General features: G+C 73.2%; 14 protein-coding genes. 8 read left to right on the top strand and 6 right to left on the bottom strand.

What is annotated here, in order from left to right; translation table 11 throughout:
- Positions 1-21: 21 nt before the first annotated feature.
- The 4 genes from ftsA (at position 22) to ACE3Q3_RS02925 (ending at position 4,966) form a co-directional block, all read left to right on the top strand.
- Positions 22-1,275 (top strand): cell division protein FtsA, encoded by a 1,254-nt coding sequence (gene ftsA / locus ACE3Q3_RS02940; protein WP_374441556.1) that lies wholly within the window; start codon positions 22-24, stop codon positions 1,273-1,275.
- A gap of 102 nt (positions 1,276-1,377) precedes the next feature.
- Positions 1,378-2,919: a cell division protein FtsZ gene (ftsZ, locus tag ACE3Q3_RS02935; protein WP_374441553.1), complete on the top strand. Its 1,542-nt coding sequence runs from the start codon at positions 1,378-1,380 to the stop codon at positions 2,917-2,919.
- Between the two features lie 172 nt (positions 2,920-3,091).
- Positions 3,092-4,018, top strand: a complete 927-nt coding sequence (lpxC, locus tag ACE3Q3_RS02930; protein WP_374441612.1) for a UDP-3-O-acyl-N-acetylglucosamine deacetylase — start codon at positions 3,092-3,094, stop codon at positions 4,016-4,018.
- A gap of 126 nt (positions 4,019-4,144) precedes the next feature.
- On the top strand, positions 4,145-4,966 hold the full coding sequence (locus ACE3Q3_RS02925) for an outer membrane protein assembly factor BamD (RefSeq protein WP_374441550.1): 822 nt from the start codon (positions 4,145-4,147) through the stop codon (positions 4,964-4,966).
- Between the two features lie 357 nt (positions 4,967-5,323).
- Here ACE3Q3_RS02925 and ACE3Q3_RS02920 read toward each other — a convergent pair whose 3' ends face one another.
- Entirely contained in the window at positions 5,324-6,064 is a 741-nt protein-coding gene (locus ACE3Q3_RS02920; protein ID WP_374441548.1) for a peptidoglycan-binding protein, read from the bottom strand.
- 115 nt (positions 6,065-6,179) lie between these two features.
- Here ACE3Q3_RS02920 and recN point away from each other — a divergent pair, with 115 nt between their 5' ends.
- Together recN and ligA are read left to right on the top strand one after the other, a co-directional pair.
- A complete protein-coding gene (gene recN, locus ACE3Q3_RS02915) occupies positions 6,180-7,889 on the top strand; it encodes a DNA repair protein RecN (protein ID WP_374441544.1) in 1,710 nt (569 codons plus the stop codon).
- Entirely contained in the window at positions 7,886-10,000 is a 2,115-nt protein-coding gene (gene ligA / locus ACE3Q3_RS02910; RefSeq protein ID WP_374441541.1) for an NAD-dependent DNA ligase LigA, read from the top strand. The genes recN and ligA overlap by 4 nt, the downstream gene beginning before the upstream one ends.
- Positions 10,001-10,007: 7 nt before the next feature.
- Here the strand turns inward: ligA and ACE3Q3_RS02905 are convergent, their stop codons facing one another.
- Positions 10,008-11,339 (bottom strand): methyltransferase, encoded by a 1,332-nt coding sequence (locus ACE3Q3_RS02905; RefSeq protein ID WP_374441539.1) that lies wholly within the window; start codon positions 11,337-11,339, stop codon positions 10,008-10,010.
- 8 nt (positions 11,340-11,347) lie between these two features.
- Positions 11,348-13,207 carry an aminopeptidase P family protein gene (locus ACE3Q3_RS02900; protein ID WP_374441536.1) on the bottom strand — a complete coding sequence of 620 codons (1,860 nt, stop codon included), beginning with the start codon at positions 13,205-13,207 and terminating at the stop codon, positions 11,348-11,350.
- 185 nt (positions 13,208-13,392) lie between these two features.
- Between ACE3Q3_RS02900 and ACE3Q3_RS02895 the strand changes: the two genes are divergently transcribed.
- Complete coding sequence (locus tag ACE3Q3_RS02895; protein WP_374441532.1) at positions 13,393-13,725, top strand: RSP_7527 family protein; 333 nt, start codon at positions 13,393-13,395, stop codon at positions 13,723-13,725.
- Positions 13,726-13,729: 4 nt separating this feature from the next.
- The gene (locus ACE3Q3_RS02890; protein ID WP_374441529.1) at positions 13,730-13,939 is read left to right on the top strand and encodes a hypothetical protein; all 210 of its coding nucleotides are present in this window, start codon (positions 13,730-13,732) and stop codon (positions 13,937-13,939) included.
- A 61-nt stretch (positions 13,940-14,000) separates the two neighbouring features.
- On the opposite strand, the gene ACE3Q3_RS02885 is transcribed toward ACE3Q3_RS02890, so the two are convergent.
- From ACE3Q3_RS02885 to ACE3Q3_RS02875, 3 genes are read right to left on the bottom strand one after another with little or no spacing between them, the layout of a single operon-like run.
- Positions 14,001-14,870 (bottom strand): 50S ribosomal protein L11 methyltransferase, encoded by an 870-nt coding sequence (locus ACE3Q3_RS02885; protein ID WP_374441526.1) that lies wholly within the window; start codon positions 14,868-14,870, stop codon positions 14,001-14,003.
- Positions 14,845-15,486, bottom strand: coding sequence for a pyrrolidone-carboxylate peptidase (locus ACE3Q3_RS02880; protein WP_374441523.1), 642 nt, complete (start codon positions 15,484-15,486; stop codon positions 14,845-14,847). Before ACE3Q3_RS02880 ends, ACE3Q3_RS02885 begins: the two co-directional genes overlap by 26 nt.
- Positions 15,483-17,777 carry an ATP-dependent helicase gene (locus tag ACE3Q3_RS02875; RefSeq protein ID WP_374441521.1) on the bottom strand — a complete coding sequence of 765 codons (2,295 nt, stop codon included), beginning with the start codon at positions 17,775-17,777 and terminating at the stop codon, positions 15,483-15,485. Before ACE3Q3_RS02875 ends, ACE3Q3_RS02880 begins: the two co-directional genes overlap by 4 nt.
- Between the last annotated feature and the right edge of the window lie 19 nt (positions 17,778-17,796).

Raw genomic sequence — 17,796 nt, 5'->3', positions numbered from 1 at the left:
TTGCATGAAGGGTCCGACGGCATGAAGGCCCTGGCCCGTCCGCGCCCGCGCGGCCCGATCGTCGCCGTCGACGTCGGCACGACGAAGACCTGCTGCTTCATCGCCCGTGCCGACGAGGGGCAGCTCCAGATCCTGGGCATCGGCCATCAGGCGTCGCACGGCATGCGCGCCGGCACGATCCTCGACATGGAGACGGTCACCACCTCGATCACCAACGCGGTCGACGCGGCCGAGAAGATGCTGGGCGACCGCATCCGCGACATCTTCGTCAACGTCTCGGGCGGCCAGCCGACCTCGCGCATGGTCACGGTCGACATGGCCCTCTCCGGCCGCGAGATCGACGACGGCGACGTCCGCCGGCTGCACGAGCACGGCCGCTCCATGGTCGAGCCCGGCGACCGCCACCTCCTGCACTCGATCCCGACCAGCTACATCGTCGACGGCAACCGCGGCATCCGCGACCCGCGCGGCATGTACGGCGAGCGGCTGGGCGTGCAGGTCCACACCATCACGACCGCGGCCAGCGTCGTCCGCAACCTGGTGCTGTGCGCCCACAAGGCCCAGCTCGAGATCGAGGGGCTGGTCTCCTCGCCCTTCGCCGCCGGCCTCGCCTGCCTCGTCGAGGACGAGATGGATCTCGGCGTCACCGTCGTCGACATGGGCGGCGGGACCACCTCGATGGCGGTCTTCTTCGACGGCAAGGTGGTGCTGACCGACATGGTGCCGATCGGCGGCGCCCACGTCACCAGCGACATCGCCCGCGGCCTGTCGACCCCGACCGTCCATGCCGAGCGCATGAAGACGCTGTACGGCAGCTGCATCGGCTCGCCCGCGGACGAGCGCGAGACGATCATGGTGCCCCAGGTCGGCGAGGAGGACGACGGCCAGGGCAACCAGGTGCCGAAATCGTTCCTGGTCGACATCATCCGGCCGCGGATGGAGGAGACCTTCGAGCTCGTCCGCGCCCGCCTGGAGGCGAGCGGCCTCGACAAGATCGCCGGCCGCCGCGTCGTGCTGACCGGGGGCGCCAGCCAGCTCCCCGGCGCCCGCGAGCTGGCGGGGCAGGTTCTCGACAAGCAGACCCGACTCGGGCGGCCGATCCGCATCGCCGGGCTGGCCGAGGCGGCGGGCGGACCCGCCTTCTCGGTCTGCGCCGGACTGCTCCACTACGCCGTCGTCCAGCGGGCCGAGGAGGCGACCACGGTGCGGGCAACGCGAGCTTCGCAAAAGGGTTACTTCGGACGCTTCGGTGCTTGGTTGAAGGAGAACTTCTGATGCGAGTCGTTTTTCCCGCAAACACATGATCTGGGGCCTCGACAAGCCACGGCCACTGCCCCTAGTCTCGACCCAAGACAGCTCCGAACCCGGAGGGAACCCATGCCGATCAACCTTTCCGTCCCTTCCCACGACGACGTGATCAAGCCGCGCATCACGGTGGTCGGCGTCGGCGGCGCCGGGGGCAATGCCGTCAACAACATGATCCGCGCCAACCTCGAGGGCGTGGAATTCGTCGTCGCCAACACCGATTCCCAGGCGATCGCGCAGTCGCTCGCCAGCCGCAAGCTGCAGCTCGGCGCGACCGTCACCCGCGGTCTCGGCGCCGGCGCCCGTCCGGACGTCGGGCGCGCCGCGGCCGAGGAGGCGCTCGACGAGCTTCTCGACCACATCGCCGGCTCGAACATGGTCTTCATCACCGCCGGCATGGGCGGCGGGACCGGCACCGGCGCCGGCCCGGTGATCGCGCGGGCGGCGCGCGAGCAGGGCATCCTGACCATCGGCGTGGTGACCAAGCCCTTCCACTTCGAGGGCACGCACCGGATGCGCGCCGCCGAGAAGGGCATCGAGGAGCTGCAGCGCTTCGTCGACACGCTCATCATCATCCCGAACCAGAACCTGTTCCGGATCGCCAACGAGAAGACGACGTTCGCCGACGCCTTCAAGATGGCGGACGACGTGCTGCATTCGGGCGTCCGCGGCATCACCGACCTGATGGTCATGCCGGGCCTCATCAACCTCGACTTCGCCGACATCCGCACGGTCATGCAGGAGATGGGCAAGGCGATGATGGGCACCGGCGAGGCGACGGGCGACAAGCGCGCCATCGACGCCGCCGAGGCCGCCATCTCCAACCCGCTGCTCGACGACGTCTCGATGAAGGGCGCGAAGGGCGTCCTCATCAACATCACCGGCGGCCTCGACATGACGCTGTTCGAGGTCGACGAGGCGGCCAACCGCATCCGCGACGAGGTCGACCCGGACGCCAACATCATCTTCGGTTCGACCTTCGACGAGAAGCTGTCCGGCCGGATGCGCGTCTCCGTCGTCGCCACCGGCATGGATGTCGAGCAGGCCGAGAAGCCGCGGACGGTGATCCAGCTCGTCAGCGACCGCGCCGCCCAGGCGACGCTGGCGCCGGAACCGGCGCCGCTCGAGCCGAGCCGCAGCGCCGAACCGGCCCGCGCGGCCGGGGCCCCGACCGGCACGGGTGCGGGCTCCGCCATCTCGCTGCCGCTGGGCGGCGGCAGCATGGCGAACGAGGCGCCGCCCCCCACCCGCCAGAGCGAGGTCGCGAGCCACACGCAGTTCGAGCAGGCGGTGGCGATCTCGGTGAACAGCGAGGCACAGGCGCTGGGCGAGGAGCAGCAGCTGCGCACGGCGGCCGGCGGCGGCGGTGGCTTCGGCAGCCTGATCCGCCGGGTGACCGGGCTCGACCGGCCGCGTGCGGCCGGCGCCCCGGCCGAGAAGATCGAGCCCGCCACCCCGATGGGCATGGCACGGCCGCAGGCCGCGCCGCCGGCCCCGGCCGCCGCTCCGGCGCCGCGCGTTCGCCCGGCCGAAACGGTCGAGCGCAACCCGCAGTCGGGCGGCGACGAGGACATGCTCGACATTCCGGCCTTCCTGCGGCGTCAGGCGAACTAGACCAAGTGCCTGAAATAGCGCGATATTTCGTGTAATACCGCGCAACAATCTTTGAATTGCGGGCTCCCTCCCATCGACCTAGATGGGAGGGAGTTTCCATTTGTCCCGCGCGAACCCGTCGCCTCCCCCTGCCCGGCAGGTTCCGTTCCAACGGAAGGTATCCGTGAACGCGATCAGACCTTCGGCCTGCCCGGCATTGCGACGCACGATCAAGTCGGCCATCCACTGCACCGGCGTCGGGCTGCATTCCGGCCAGCGCACGGTGCTGCGCCTGCTTCCCGCCGCCGCCGGCACCGGCATCGTCTTCCGCCGGATCGACCTCGCCGGCGCGCCCGAGGTGCGGGCGCTGTGGGACCGCGCGGTCGAATCGCCGCTCTGCACCACCCTGGTCGAGGACGGCGTCGTCGTCTCGACGGTCGAGCACCTGATGGCGGCGCTCGCCGGCATGGAGATCGACGACGTCGTGGTCGAGATCGATGGGCCGGAGGTGCCGATCATGGACGGCAGCGCCGCGCCCTTCGTGTTCCTGATCGAGTGCGCGGGCGCGGTCGAACTGGCGGCGCCGCGGCGGGCGATCCGCATCCTGAAGGAAGTGCGGGTCGGTGACGCGCGCGCCTGGGCGTCGCTGCGCCCGGGCCCGGTCCCGTCCTTCCGCTTCGAGATCGACTTCCCGCACCCGGTCATCGCCCGGCAGAGCTATGCGGTGACACTCCACAACGGCGCCTTCAAGAACGAGGTCAGCCGGGCCCGGACCTTCGGCTTCCTGCACGAGGTCGACAAGCTGCGCGAGCTCGGCCTCGCCCGCGGCGGCTCGCTCGACAACGCCATCGTGGTCGCCGACGACGGCATCCTCAACGAGGACGGCCTGCGCTACACGGACGAGTTCGTGCGCCACAAGATCGTCGACAGCATCGGCGACCTCTATCTCGCGGGCGGCCCGATCATCGGCCGCTTCGAGGGCCACCGGTCGAGCCATGCGCTCTCCGCCCGCCTGCTGCGCACGGTGATGACCGACCCCTCCGCCTGGGCCGCCGACGACGTCGCCGAGGGCATCATGACCCCGGCGTGGGAAAGCGGCCCGCTCGCCGCCACCGCCTGATCCGTCCTTCCCCGAGCCGGCGGAGACGAGATTTCCCCTTCGGCCCCGGACTTGGTATCTATCGCGCCCGGACGGCGGCCGACCGCGGCCGCCGCCGATCGCAGAACCTGAGATGGGACGAAGCGGATGCCGCGCCCGACGACCCTCGCCCGCACCCTCGCCGCCGCCGCCCTGCTCGCGCTCGGCCTCGGCGCCTGCAGCTCGACCAAGGAGGAGACCTACGTCGAGCGCCCGGTGGAGGAGCTCTACAACGAGGGCATGGACAAGGTCGCGGAGGGTTCCTACCGCGACGCCGCCAAGAAGTTCGACGAAGTCGAGCGCCAGCACCCCTATTCGGTCTGGGCGACCAAGGCGCAGCTCATGGCCGCCTTCGCCCACTACGAGAACAGCCGCTACGACGACGCCATCGTCGCGCTCGACCGCTTCATCCAGCTTCACCCGGGCAACCGCGACGCCGCCTACGCCTACTACCTGAAGGCGCTCTGCTACTACGAGCAGATCACCGACGTGCAGCGCGACCAGCGCAACACCGACCGGGCCCTGGCTGCCCTCCAGGAGGTGGTGAAGCGCTACCCCGACAGCCGCTACGCCCGCGACGCCAAGCTGAAGATCGACCTGACGCACGACCATCTCGCCGGCAAGGAGATGGCGATCGGCCGCTACTATCTGCGCCAGGGCAACTACCTCGCCGCCATCAACCGCTTCCGCGTCGTCGTCGAGAAATACCAGACGACGAGCCAGGCGCCGGAGGCCCTCCACCGCCTGACGGAGGCCTATCTCGCCCTCGGCATCACTTCGGAGGCGCAGACCGCCGCCGCCGTGCTCGGCCACAACTTCCCGGGCAGCGACTGGTACACCGACAGCTACCGGATGCTGACCGGCAAGGACCTCGCGCCGAAGAAGGACGAGGGCTCCTGGATCAGCCGGATCTGGAACTCGATCACCTGATACCAAGTCCGGCGGATTGGGACCGATCGGTCGTCGAACGGAGCCCGTGGTCGATTCTGGCGCGTCCCTCGACTGCTCGCTGCGCGGCGCGCTCGGGATGAGGTTGTTCCTTTGTATTCAGTACGATAAGGACGACTTCATCCTGAGCGCGGAGGACCGCGAAGCGGACCGAGCCGTCGAAGGACGCAAACGACGGTGGGGGCTGCCGCGCGGACAGCGTCTCGGAGAGACGACCGGACTTGGGATCAGGCCCTGGCATCCGATCCCGGGCACCCGACCCCGCGCGGGTTCGGACGCGCCCATGACGACAAAGGCCGGCGGGGGTGTCCCGCCGGCCTTCTTCGTCCGATCGGCCGGTCAGCGCAGGCGGCTCAGCAGGTTCGGACCGATCGTGCCGTCCGGCGTCATCCCGTTGTCGCGCTGGAAGGCCTCGATCGCCCGGCGCGTGCGCTCGCCCATCACCCCGTCCGCCGGTCCCGGCGTGTAGCCGCGCCGCTGCAGGGCGGACTGCACCCAGGCGACGTCGGGGTCGCCGCGCATCGCCGGCCGCGGCGAGTAGTAGGGGCCGGGCAGCGGCTCGGGCCGGGCGGTGTAGGTCGGCGCTTCGCTCGGTGCCGCCGACACCGGCGGCGCGGTCGGCGCCGGCGGGCTGTAGGCCGGGGGCTGGTAGGCGGGCGGCGGATAGGCCGGCGGGGCCGCCTGCGTCTGCGCATAGACCGGCGGCTGCGCGTAGCGCAGATGGTCGAGCAGGGCCGGCGTCGCCTCGCCGGTGATCGGCAGGCCGGCGTCGCGCTGGTAGTCGCGGATCGCCGACACCGTCTCGGAATCGAGCAGGCCGTCGGTCGGGCCCGGCCGGTAGCCGTGCTCCTCCAGCTCGTCCTGGATCGCATTCACCAGGGCGCGGTGGTCGTAGGCGGGGGCCGGCAGGTAGGCGGGCGGCGGCACGTAGACCGGCGGCGGATAGGCCGGCGCCGGCTGATAGTAGGGCGGCGCCACCCAGCGCGGCCCCCAGTAGGGATGGTAGGGATAGTAGGGCTGGGCTGCGGCCGATCCCGCCAGCGCCACGCCCATCGCCGCGATCGCCAGTTTCACCTGCATGACCCACCTCGTCCGGCGTTGGCAGTATAAGAGCGACATCCTACAACGGTTCCCGCATGGTGCGCATTCCACCCCGTCCCGGCCGGCCCGCCGCCCTTCCAGCCCATCCTGGTCCATGCTGTCCACGCTCTCGATCCGCGATGTCGTGCTGATCGACCGGCTCGACCTGGTGTTGGAGCCCGGCCTGACGGCGCTGACGGGCGAGACCGGGGCGGGCAAGTCGATCCTGCTCGATGCGCTCGGCCTTGCGCTCGGCGCCCGCGCCGACAGCGGCCTGGTCCGGCAGGGCTGCCCGCAGGCGAGCGTGACCGCGGAGTTCGTGCCGGGCGACGCGCCCGACCTGCGCCCCGCCCTGGAGGAACTGGGCGTCGCCCCGGAGGAGACGCTGCGCCTCCGGCGCGTGCTCTCGGCCGACGGCCGCAGCCGTGCCTTCGTCAACGACGTGCCGAGCGGGGTCACGAGCCTGCGGCGCCTCGCCGAGGCCCTGGTCGAGGTCCATGGCCAGTTCGACCAGCAGGCCCTGCTCGACCAGGCCCAGCACCGCCGGCTGCTCGATGCCTTCGCCGGACATCGCGACCTGCTGGCGACGGTCGCCGACGCCCATCGGGCCCGCATGGCCGCCCGCGACCGGCTGGCCGAGGCGCAGGCGGCCGTCGAGAAGGCACGGGCCGACGAGGAATACCTGCGCCTGGGCGTGGCCGAGCTGGCCGAACTCGCGCCCGAGCCCGACGAGGAGGCCGGGCTGGCCGAGGAGCGGGCCCTGATGAGCCAGCGCACCCGCCTGCTCGAGGCCGTCCAGGGGGCACTGACCGAGGTCGCCGGCGACCGTGGCGCCGAAACCCGGATCGCCGCCGCCGCGCGCCTGATCGAGCGCCAGGGCGAGCGCGCCGGCGACCGCTTCGAGCCGGTGATCGCCGCCCTCGACCGCTCGCTGGCCGAGCTCCGGGAGGCGGCCGGGCTGCTCGAAGGGCTGGCGCGCGAGCTGGGCGACGGCGGCCGGTCGCTGGAGACGATCGAGGACCGCATCCATGCGCTCCGCGCCGCCTCGCGCAAGTACGGCGTCGCGGCTTCCGCCCTGCCCGACCTCGCGCGCGATTTCGCCCGCCGCCTGGCGGCGCTGGCCGATGGCGGGGCCGCGCTCGAGCGCGCCGCCCGCGACGCCGCGGCCGCCGAGGCCGCCTACCGCGCCGCCGCCGAGGCCCTGGCCGCGTCGCGGCGGGACGCCGCCGCCCGGCTCGACGCCGCCGTCGCCCGCGAACTGCCGCCGCTCAAGCTCGAGCGGGCCCGCTTCTCGACCGACGTCGCCGCCGCCCCCGAAGGCGACTGGGGGCCGGACGGCATGGACCGGGTCGCCTTCACGGTCGCGACCAACCCGGGCTCGGCACCGGGCCCGCTCGCCCGCATCGCCTCGGGCGGCGAGCTGTCGCGCTTCATGCTGGCGCTCAAGGTCGTGCTCGCCGCTGCCGACCCGGTCGGGACGCTGGTCTTCGACGAGGTCGATTCCGGCATCGGCGGCGCCGTCGCCTCGGCCGTCGGCGAGCGCCTGGCCCGGCTCGCCCGCGAGGTGCAGGTGCTGGTGGTCACCCATTCGCCGCAGGTGGCCGCGCTCGCCGACCGCCAGCTCCAGGTGCGCAAGGAGGTGCAGGGCGGCACCACCGCCACCCGCATCGAGGCCCTGGACGAGGGTGCGCGGCGGGAGGAGATCGCGCGCATGCTGTCCGGGTCGGCCGTGACCGACGCCGCGCGCGCCGCCGCCGACAGCCTGATGCAGCCCGCGGGCGGCGGCGGGTCCGGCCCGCCGCCGCGGGGACGGAGAAGCCGATGACAGCAGCCGACGGCAGCCGCGGCCGCGCGGTCGCGGACCTGACGATCGAGGAGGCGGCGGCCGAGCTGGAGCGGCTCGCGGCCGAGATCGCCCATCACGACCGGCGCTACCACCAGGAGGACGCGCCCGAGATCAGCGACGCCGCCTACGACGCGCTCCGGCAGCGCAACGAGGCGATCGAGGCCCGCTTCCCGGAGCTGGTGCGCGAGGACAGCCCGAGCCGGCGGGTCGGCGCCGCGCCCGGCCAGGGCTTCCGCAAGGTGGCCCATGCCCGGCCGATGCTGTCGCTCGGCAACGCCTTCACCGACGAAGACGTCGTCGCCTTCTTCACCTCGGTCCGCCAGTTCCTGCGCAAGGACGAGCCCTTCAAGTCCGACCCCGACGCGCCGATCGCCGTGGTGGCCGAGCCCAAGATCGACGGCCTGTCGGCGACGCTGCGCTACGAGGGCGGGCGCTTCGTGCTGGGCGCCACCCGCGGCGACGGCGAGGTCGGCGAGGACGTGACCGCCAACCTGCGCACCCTCGGCGACGTGCCGCAGCAGCTCGCCGGCGACGCCCCGGCGGTGGTCGAGATCCGCGGCGAGGTCTACATGAGCCGCGCCGACTTCTTCGCCCTCAACGCCCGCCGGGAGGCGGCGGGCGAGCCGCTCTTCGCCAACCCACGCAACGGTGCCGCCGGCTCGCTGCGCCAGCTCGACCCGGCGGTGACCGCCGACCGGCCGCTGCGCTTCTTCGCCTATGCCTGGGGCGAGACCAGCGAGCGGATCGCCGACAGCCACTGGCACGCGCTCGACCGGATGCGCGCCTGGGGGTTCCAGGTGAACCCGGAGACCCGGCTCTGCGCCTCGATCGAGGAGGCGCTGGAGCGCCACCGCGACCTGGGCCGGCGGCGGGCCGACCTCGGCTACGACATCGACGGCGTCGTCTACAAGGTCGACCGCCTCGCCTTCCAGGAGCGGCTCGGCTTCGTCACCCGGGCGCCGCGCTGGGCGATCGCCCACAAGTTCCCGGCCGAGCAGGCGGAGACGACGCTGCGCGCCATCGCCATCCAGGTCGGCCGCACCGGCGCCCTCACCCCGGTCGCCGAACTGGAGCCGGTGACGGTCGGCGGCGTCGTCGTCTCCCGCGCGACCCTGCACAACGAGGACGAGATCCAGCGCAAGGACGTGCGCGTCGGCGACCGCGTCGTGCTGCAGCGGGCGGGCGACGTCATCCCGCAGATCGTCTCGGTGGTGCTGGACCGCCGGCCGCCCGGGACCGAGCCCTTCCGGTTCCCCGAGATCTGCCCGGCCTGCGGCAGCCATGCCGTGCGCGAGCCGGGCGAGGTGGTGCGGCGCTGCACCGGCGGCCTGATCTGCCCGGCGCAGGCGGTCGAGCGCCTCCGCCACTTCGTCTCGCGCGATGCCTTCGACGTCGAGGGGCTCGGCGAGAAGCACATCGCCGCCTTCTGGGAGGACGGCATCGTCCGCAGTCCGGCCGACCTCTTCCGCCTGGCCGAGGACCCCGCACCGCTGGTCGGCCGCGAGGGCTGGAAGGAGACCTCGATCGCCAACCTACAGCGCGCCATCCGCGCCCGGCGCCAGATCCCGCTCGACCGCTTCGTCTATGCGCTCGGCATCCGCCAGGTCGGCGAGGCGACGGCGCGCCTGCTCGCCCGCAACTACGAGACGCTGGAGGCATTCCGCACCGCCATGATCGCCGCCGCCGACGAGGCGGGCGAGGCATTCCACGACCTCGATTCGATCACCGGCATCGGCACCAGCATGGCCCGCGACCTCGTGCAGTTCTTCGCCGAGCCGCACAATCTCCAGGTCATCGACGACCTGCTGGCGGCCGGCGTGACGGTGACCCCGGTCGAAGCACCCCGCACCGTCGCCTCGGCGATCGCCGGCAAGACCGTGGTCATCACCGGCGAACTCGAGCGCATGACCCGGCGCGAGGCCAAGGCCAGGGCCGAGGCGCTGGGCGCCAAGGTCGCCGAGTCCGTCTCGAAGAAGACCGACCTCGTGGTCGTCGGCGCCAGCCCCGGCTCCAAGGCGACCAAGGCCCGCGAACTCGGCATCCGCATCCTCGACGAGGCGGAATGGCTGGCGCTGGTCGGCGAGGGCTGAGGCGCGGCTAGGCGACCGCGCCCAGCCGGCGCAGGCGCGGCAGGTCGGTCGCTTCGAACTGGGCGATGCGGGGGGCGATGAGGTGTTCCAGGCCGGCGGGGTCGGTGACGGTGCGGCCGCCGGCGCTGATGCCCCTGCCCTCGGCGGCGAGGCGGCACGCCATCATGCGGGCGCCGCCGCCGGGGCCGGCGGCGGCCACGGCGGAGAGCAGGTAGGCGGTCGTCCGGTCGAGGACGACGCCGCCGCCGATCGTCGTGCCCGCCACGATGCGGGCGTCCTCGCGGCCGATCCCGAGCTCGAGGGTGGTGCGGTTGAAGGGCGACAGCCGCGGCAGCCCGGCCGGCGGCGACGGTGCGGCGACCAGCGGGACGGCGCCGCCGGCGGCCACCACCTCGGCCGTCGGCTCGCCCGCGCCGCCGTCCTTGCGGAACCAGCGGAGCGGCGTCGCCGCGGCCGGTCCGGGCCGGCGATAGACGTCGCGGCGGAAGGCGCGCCGCAGGAGGAGGTCCTTCACGGCCTCGCCGCCGCCGGCGGCCAGCAGGGCCGCCTGGGCGGGCGGCAGGCCGGCGCCGGGAAGATTCATGGCGAGGTCGGCATCGCCGACCCAGTCGAGCCCGGCCGTCGCCATGGCCGCGCGGACGCTGCCGTGGAACTCCGCCCGCCAGTCCGGCGCCAGCAGGTCGTGCAGGGCGCCGGCCTCGTCCATCGCAGGCAGCGCCTCGACATAGGCGGCCAGCGTCGGGTCGCCCTCGGCGAATTCCGGCTGGGCGGCGCGCAGCCGGGCGAGCCAGCCGGCGAGGCGCGCCAGCCGCTCCGGCGGCGGCCGGTCGTCGGCGAGGAGCCCGGCCGCGGCCATCGCGCCGCGGAGCGCCGCCACCCCGTCCATGCCGGGCCTCGCCGTGTAGCTGACATAGACGAGCCCGCCCGGCCGCAGCCGTTCGGCGAGGAAGGCGAGCACGTCGCGCCGCGCCGCATCGTCGACCCAGGTCCAGACGCCGTGCAGCGCCACGAAGTCGAGATCGGGCAACGCCGCCCGCGCCGCCGCGAAATCGAGCGCGTGGTGACGGACGTTCGGCAGCGCCCCCGCCTCCGCCAGCCGTCGCCCCTCGGCGACGTGGGCGGGGTTGAAGTCGACGGCGTGGAACTCCGCGAACGGGTTGGCGGCCGCCAGCAGGTTGGTGGTGAACCCGGTCCCCGAGCCGAGCTCGCAGAAGCGGTACGGGCGGTCGATCGCCGGATGGCCGGCGCCCGCCAGCCACGCCACGGCCGCGAGATGGGCGGGGGCGATCCGGGGCTGGTGGGTGGCGGGATAGGCGACGCCGGTCGGATAGCCAGCCATCGCCGGCCCTAGGCGGCCAGCGGCCGCGTCGCCTCCGCGAGCCAGCGGGCGGTGGCCGCGTCGACCAGGGGCGTCACGTCGGAGCGCACGCGCAGATGGTAGGCGTCGAGCCAGGTCCGCTCGCCGGGCGACAGCATCTCCGTCACCACCAGCGCGCGGTCGATCGGCGCCAGGGTCAGCGTCTCGAAACCCAGCATCGGCCGCTCGGCCCCGGGCAGGTCGACTGGAACCACCGTCACCAGATTCTCGATCCGGATGCCGTAGGCGCCGGTCTTGTAGTAGCCGGGCTCGTTGGAGACGACCATGCCCGGCCGCAGCGCCACCGCCGATCCGGCCTTGGAGATGCGGTGCGGTCCCTCGTGGACCGAGAGGTAGCTGCCGACGCCGTGGCCGGTGCCGTGATCGAAGTCGAGTCCGGCCTGCCACAGCGGCTGCCGCGCCAGGAGGTCGAGCTGGGCGCCGGTGGTGCCGCGCGGGAAGACCGCGGTCGCAATGGCGATATGGCCCTTGAGGACGCGGGTGAACCGGTCGCGCATCTCCGCCGACGGTTCGCCGATCGCGACCGTGCGGGTGACGTCGGTGGTGGCGTCGGGGTACTGGGCGCCGGAATCGCAGAGATAGAGCTGGCCCCGCTCCAGGCGCCGGCTGGTGCGCGGCGACGAACGGTAGTGGACGATGGCACCGTTCGGCCCCGCGCCCGAGATCGTCTCGAAGCTGCCGCCGCGATAGAGGGGATGCTCGGCCCGGAGTTCGCGCAGGCGCGCGACGGCGTCGAGTTCGTCGATGCCGTTCCCGCCCTCGGCGGCGAGCCAGGCGAGGAAGCGCACCAGTGCCGCCGCATCGCGCCGGTGGGCGGCGCGGAAGCCCGCGATCTCGACCGGGTTCTTGCAGGCCTTGGGCAGCGCGCACGGATCGTCCGCGGCGATGGCGGTGCCGCCCGCGGCCGCGATGCGGTCGAAGACCCAGGCGGGTGCGCTCGCCGGATCGGCCTGCACCCGCACCTTCGCCGCGACCAGGGCGTCGATGGCCGGGCCGAGCGCCGCCGGCGGCTGCACCTCGACGCCGTTGCCGAGATGGTCCGCCATCTCGGGGCCGAGCTTGCCGGCGTCGACGAACCAGTCGACCCGGGCGTCGTGGTGCAGGATGGCGAAGGAGAGGGCGAAGGGCGTGCAGGGCACGTCGCCGCCGCGGATGTTGAGCAGCCAGGCGATGGAATCGGGCGCCGACAGGACAACCGCGCCGGCCGGCCCCAGCAGGTCGGCAATCCGCAGCCGTTTGGCGGCCGCGGTCTCGCCGGCGAAGACCAGCGGGTGCGGGTGGACGGGCGCCGTCGGCGGGCCCGGCTGGTCGGCCCAGACGGCGTCCAGCGGGTTGCCGTCGACCGCCACCAGCACGCCTTTCGCGCCCTCGACGGCGGCGCCGAGCCGCGCCACCTGGGCCGGCGTGTGCAGCCAGGGATCGTACCCGACCCGCTGGCCGGCCGCGAGTTCGGTCGCCAGCCAGTCGGAGAGGGGTTCCTCGACGATGTGGCGCGGCGCCAGGACGTCGGTCGGCACCTCGTCGCGGACCTGCAGGGTGTAGCGGCCGTCGACGAAGATCGCCGCCTGCTCGGGCAGCACCACCGCCATGCCGGCGGAGCCGGTGAACCCGGTGAGCCAGGTCAGGCGCTGCGCCCGGGGCGGCAGGTACTCGCCCTGATGCTCGTCGGCGAGCGGCACGACGAACCCGGCGAGGCCGCGACGGGCCAGTTCCGCCCGCAGGAGGCCCAGCCGCGCCGCCACCGCCGCGCGCGAACCCGGTGCCACCGGTGAGGGCGGCGGGATGTCGCCCGCGATCCGCGCGGCATTCGCCGGTACCCGATCCTGCATGCCCCTGCACTCCTGCGCCACTCGCCATCGAACCTAAGCGGCGCCCATCGGCGACACAAGACTTGCACCAACTGCATTGCTGCAATGCAGCATCCGAGATGGTGAACGCGACAGGATCGCTTACCTTTACCGTCATCAGACACCGGGGAGGTCCCCCGGGACACAGGAGGTCGGAGATGCAGGACATGATGTCCATTCAGGAGGTTGAGGCCAAGGCCCGGCAGATGCGGGCCGAGATGGTCGGTCGGACGCTGTCGGGCGTCGGCGCGTTCCTCGTTGCTGCACCGCGGAAGATCGCCCGCTCGCTCGCAGCCTGGAACGACCAGCGCCGCGCCTACGACGAGCTGATGGCGCTCGACGACCGGCAGCTCCGCGACATGGGCTTGGCGCGCAGCGAGATCCCCGCGGTGGTCGCCGGCACCTTCGCGCCGGATTCCTACCGCGTCGAGCCGAAGGTCCCGGCCGTCGGCGCCAACACCAACGAGCGCAAGCCGGCCGCGCTCCGCCGCGTCGCCTGAGCCGATGCCGGTCCGCTACGCTCCGGGACGCTGGGCAGCGACTTGGCTCGCCCTTCTCGACCGGCTGTTCTGGCTGCCGACCCGCCTGCTGGCGCGGCTCGCCGGAACGGCCGGAGGGGAGGCGGCGGGCGGTCCCGCCCGGCCGGTGAACGACAACCTGGCCGTGCTGTCCGCCCGGCCCGCCAACACCAACATCCCGCGCCGCCTCGCCTGACCGCTCCCCCGGGTTTCTGATCCCCGGAGGACCGGTCGGCAGGCGCGCGGGGCTTCGTCCGCTATCGCCGCAGCACCAGCGTGTGCCAGCCGTCGATGGCGATGCGCCGCTCCAGCCGCAGCCCCTGCCGGCGATAGGCGGCGAGCACCTGGCGCTCCTGCCGCGCCAGCAATCCCGAGAGGATCGCCACCCCGCCCGGCGCCAGCGCCCGTCGGATCGGCCGCGCCATCCGCGTCAGCGGGTTGGCCAGGATGTTGGCGAAGACGAGGTCGTGGCCACGCCGCCCGACCCAGCCCGACGGCGACAGCCCGTCGGCCGCATCGATCCGCACCAGTTTCGCGACCCCGTTGCGCCGGGCGTTGGCCCGCGCCACCCGCACCGATTCGGCGTCGAGGTCGGTGGCCCGGACCTTGACCCGCCACAGCTTCGCCGCGGCGAAGGCGAGCACGCCCGTTCCGGTGCCGACGTCGAGCGGCCGGCGCCGGCGGCCCTTCGCGCCCAGCCGGTCCAGCGCCTGGAGACAGCCGCGCGTCGTCTGGTGCTCCCCCGAGCCGAAGGCGGTGGCGGCATCGACCAGCAGCGAGATCTTGCCCGGCGGCCCGGGCGGCAGGTGGGAGCCGTGGAGATGGAAGCGGCCGACCCGGATGGCCGGGAAGCTGTCGGCGAGCCGCGCCATCCAGTCGACCTCGATCTCGCGCGCGATTTCCGGCTCCGGCAGGGCGACGCCGGCGGCGAGGCCGGCCAGCGCCAGCACCGCCGCCAGCCGGCCGCGGTCCGGCTCGTCCTCCGAATGCAGCACGAGGCGCCAGTCGCCGCCCGGCGCCAGCTCGAAGGCGGAGAGCGCCTCGCCCAGCGGCTCCAGCGCGGTCGCGACCGGCTCGGCCGCGACCGCGGGCACCACCAGTTCAACCCGCCAGGCGGTCGACGCCATCGGCGGTCCCCTCTTTGGTCGCGAGGCTGGCGGCCAGCGTCGCGACGATGATCCGGGCGGCCCGGCATTGCGCTTCGGCCGCCAGGGCGCCGGCCTCCGGCGGCAGCGGCGGCAGATGCACGAAGCCGGCGGGAATGCCGCGGCCGGTGCGCTCCAGGCGGTGGCGCACCGCATAGAAGACGTGGTTGCAGAGGAAGGCGCCGGCATGGTTCGACGCCCGGACCGGCAGGTCCGCCGCCGCCAGCGCGCGCTCGATCGCGGCGATCGGCAATGTGGTCCGGTAGGCGTCGGGGCCGTCCGCTGCGATCGGCGTGCCGCGCCGATGCCGGCCGGCATTGTCCGCGGTCGGGCTGTCGTCGACATTGACTGCGAAGCGCTCCAGGTTGACGGCGTCGCGGCCGCGGGCGAGGCCGAAGCAGACGACCGCCGCCGGTCGCACCGCCTCCATGGCCGCCACCACCTCGGCGCCGGCGCGCTCCCACAGCACGTCGACGAGACGGGTCTCGACCGCGACGCCGGGCACGCCCGCCCGCGCCAGGTCGTCGACGACGATCGCCGACGGGTTGTCGGCCAGCCCGGCGAAGGGCGTGAAGCCGGTGACGAGGATCGGCCTCATGCCGTGCCCGCGTCCTCGGCGCGCTGGACGAAACTGTGGATCACGCTCTTCTCCCCCGCCTTGTCGAAGCGGATCGACAGCTTGTCGCCGTCGACCGCGGTGACGTCGCCATAGCCGAACTTGCCGTGGAAGACCCGGTCGCCGCGCTGGAACGGCACCTTCGGCGCCGGCCGCGGCGGCACCGCCTTCGCCTTGCCTTCCAGCACCATCGGCGGCGGCCGCGGCGGGCTGGCGGCGAAACGCGGCGCCTCGCCGCCGCCGTAGGACCAGCGCGGCTCGGCGACGCCGCCGGACCCGAAGCCCGTCTGGAAGCCGCCCGAGCCGTAGAGCCCCTGGTCGGCCGACATCTCGACCGCGTCCTTCGGCAGTTCGTCGACGAAGCGCGAGGGAATGGCGGCCGTCCACTGGTTGTAGACGCGGCGGTTGGCGGCGAAGGAGACGAAGGCCCGCCGCCTGGCCCGCGTCAGCCCGACATAGGCGAGCCGCCGCTCCTCCTCCAGGCCCGCCGCCCCCTTCTCCTCCAGCGCCCGCGGGTGGGGGAACAGCCCCTCCTCCCAGCCGGGCAGGAAGACGGTGTCGAACTCCAGCCCCTTGGCGGCGTGCAGCGTCATCAGCGTGACCATGTCGCCGCCGGCGGCCTCGGCGTTCTCCATCACCAGCGCGACATGCTCGAGGAAGCCCGAGAGGTTCTCGAACTCCGCCATCGCGACCACCAGTTCCTTCAGGTTCTCCAGCCGGCCCGGCGCCTCGGGCGAGCGGTCCGCCTGCCACATGCGCGTGTATCCGGACTCGTCGAGGACGGTGCGGGCGAGGTCGGTGTGCGGCTCGGTCGCCGCCTTGCGGCGCCAGCGGTCGAGATCGTCGAGAAAGAGGGCGAGCGCCTTGCGCGCGGCCGACTTCATGCCGCCGTCGGCGACGAGCGCCGCGGCGGCGGCCGAGAGCGACGCGCCGTCCGCCCGCGCCCGCTGGTGGACGAGGCGCAGGGCCACGTCGCCGAGGCCGCGGCGCGGCAGGTTGACGATGCGCTCGAAGGCGAGGTCGTCGTCCGGCTGGTGGACGAGGCGGAGATAGGCGAGCGCGTCCCGGATCTCCTGGCGTTCGTAGAAACGCGGGCCGCCGACCACGCGGTAGGGCACGCCGAGCGTCAGCAGACGCTCCTCGAACTCGCGGGTCTGGAACCCGGCACGGACCAGGATCGCGATCGACGACAGGCCCTCGCCGGCACGCTGCCGCGCCTCGATCTCGTCGCCGACCCAGCGCGCCTCGGCCTCGCCGTCCCAGAGCCCGTGGACGCGCACCCGCTCGCCGCCGTCGGCCTCCGTCCACAGGGTCTTGCCGAGCCGGCCCGCGTTCTTCGCGATGAGGCCGGAGGCGGCGGCGAGGATGGAGGCGGTCGAGCGGTAGTTCTGCTCCAGCCGGATGACCCGGGCGCCGGGGAAGTCCGCCTCGAAGCGCAGGATGTTGCCGATCTCGGCGCCGCGCCAGCCATAGATGCTCTGGTCGTCGTCGCCGACGCAGCAGAGGTTGCGGTGCCCCTGCGCCAGGAGGCGCAGCCAGAGATACTGCGCGACGTTGGTGTCCTGGTACTCGTCGACGAGCAGGTAGCGGAAGCGGCGGTGATACTCCTCCAGCACCTCCGGCCGGGTCTGGAAGAGCGTCAGGTTGTGCAGCAGCAGGTCGCCGAAATCGACCGCGTTCACCGTCCGGAGCCGCTCCTGGTACTGGCGATAGACGAGCAGCAGCTTGCCGCCCGCCATGTCGCCCGCCTCGCCCGCCGGCACCTTGTCGGGCACGAGGCCGCGGTCCTTCCAGCGCTCGATCGCGCCGAGCACGGCGCGCGGCGGCCAGCGCTTGTCGTCGATCCCCTCGGCCTGGAGGATCTGCCGGACGAGGCGGATCTGGTCGTCGGTGTCGAGGATGGTGAAGTTCGGCTTGAGGTCGACCAGTTCGGCGTGGCGCCGCAGGATGCGGGCGGCGACCGAGTGGAAGGTGCCGAGCCACAGCCCCTCGACGGCGTCGCCGATCATCCGCCCGACGCGCTCGCGCATCTCGCGCGCGGCCTTGTTGGTGAAGGTGACGGCGAGGATCTGGCTGGGCCAGGCGCGGCGCGTCAGCAGGATGTAGGCGAGCCGGGCCGTCAGCACCCGCGTCTTGCCGGTGCCGGCGCCGGCCAGCACCAGCACCGGGCCGTCGACCGCCTCCACCGCCGCGCGCTGCGCGGGATTGAGGTCGGCGAGCCAGGCCGGGCCGGCGATGACGGGCGCCGCGGCGGAGGGAAGCGATTCGTCCATGGGTCGGGAACGGATATAG

It is taken from the genome of Allostella sp., from assembly GCF_041913585.1.
GTDB lineage: Bacteria > Pseudomonadota > Alphaproteobacteria > ATCC43930 > Allostellaceae > Allostella.
The sequence above is the reverse complement of the archived record's forward strand: the minus strand, read 5'-3'. Positions and strand labels throughout refer to the sequence as shown.

Bases quoted from the DNA above. Each gene is read 5' to 3' on its own strand.
- ligA (WP_374441541.1), top strand. From the start codon at position 7,886: ATGACAGCAGCCGACGGCAGCCGCGGCCGCGCGGTCGCGGACCTGACG.
- ACE3Q3_RS02920 (WP_374441548.1), bottom strand. From the start codon at position 6,064: ATGCAGGTGAAACTGGCGATCGCGGCGATGGGCGTGGCGCTGGCGGGA.
- ACE3Q3_RS02925 (WP_374441550.1), top strand. From the start codon at position 4,145: ATGCCGCGCCCGACGACCCTCGCCCGCACCCTCGCCGCCGCCGCCCTG.
- ACE3Q3_RS02890 (WP_374441529.1), top strand. From the start codon at position 13,730: ATGCCGGTCCGCTACGCTCCGGGACGCTGGGCAGCGACTTGGCTCGCC.
- ACE3Q3_RS02905 (WP_374441539.1), bottom strand. From the start codon at position 11,339: ATGGCTGGCTATCCGACCGGCGTCGCCTATCCCGCCACCCACCAGCCC.
- ACE3Q3_RS02895 (WP_374441532.1), top strand. From the start codon at position 13,393: ATGATGTCCATTCAGGAGGTTGAGGCCAAGGCCCGGCAGATGCGGGCC.
- ACE3Q3_RS02875 (WP_374441521.1), bottom strand. From the start codon at position 17,777: ATGGACGAATCGCTTCCCTCCGCCGCGGCGCCCGTCATCGCCGGCCCG.
- ACE3Q3_RS02885 (WP_374441526.1), bottom strand. From the start codon at position 14,870: ATGGCGTCGACCGCCTGGCGGGTTGAACTGGTGGTGCCCGCGGTCGCG.
- ACE3Q3_RS02880 (WP_374441523.1), bottom strand. From the start codon at position 15,486: ATGAGGCCGATCCTCGTCACCGGCTTCACGCCCTTCGCCGGGCTGGCC.
- ftsA (WP_374441556.1), top strand. From the start codon at position 22: ATGAAGGCCCTGGCCCGTCCGCGCCCGCGCGGCCCGATCGTCGCCGTC.
- ACE3Q3_RS02900 (WP_374441536.1), bottom strand. From the start codon at position 13,207: ATGCAGGATCGGGTACCGGCGAATGCCGCGCGGATCGCGGGCGACATC.
- recN (WP_374441544.1), top strand. From the start codon at position 6,180: ATGCTGTCCACGCTCTCGATCCGCGATGTCGTGCTGATCGACCGGCTC.
- ftsZ (WP_374441553.1), top strand. From the start codon at position 1,378: ATGCCGATCAACCTTTCCGTCCCTTCCCACGACGACGTGATCAAGCCG.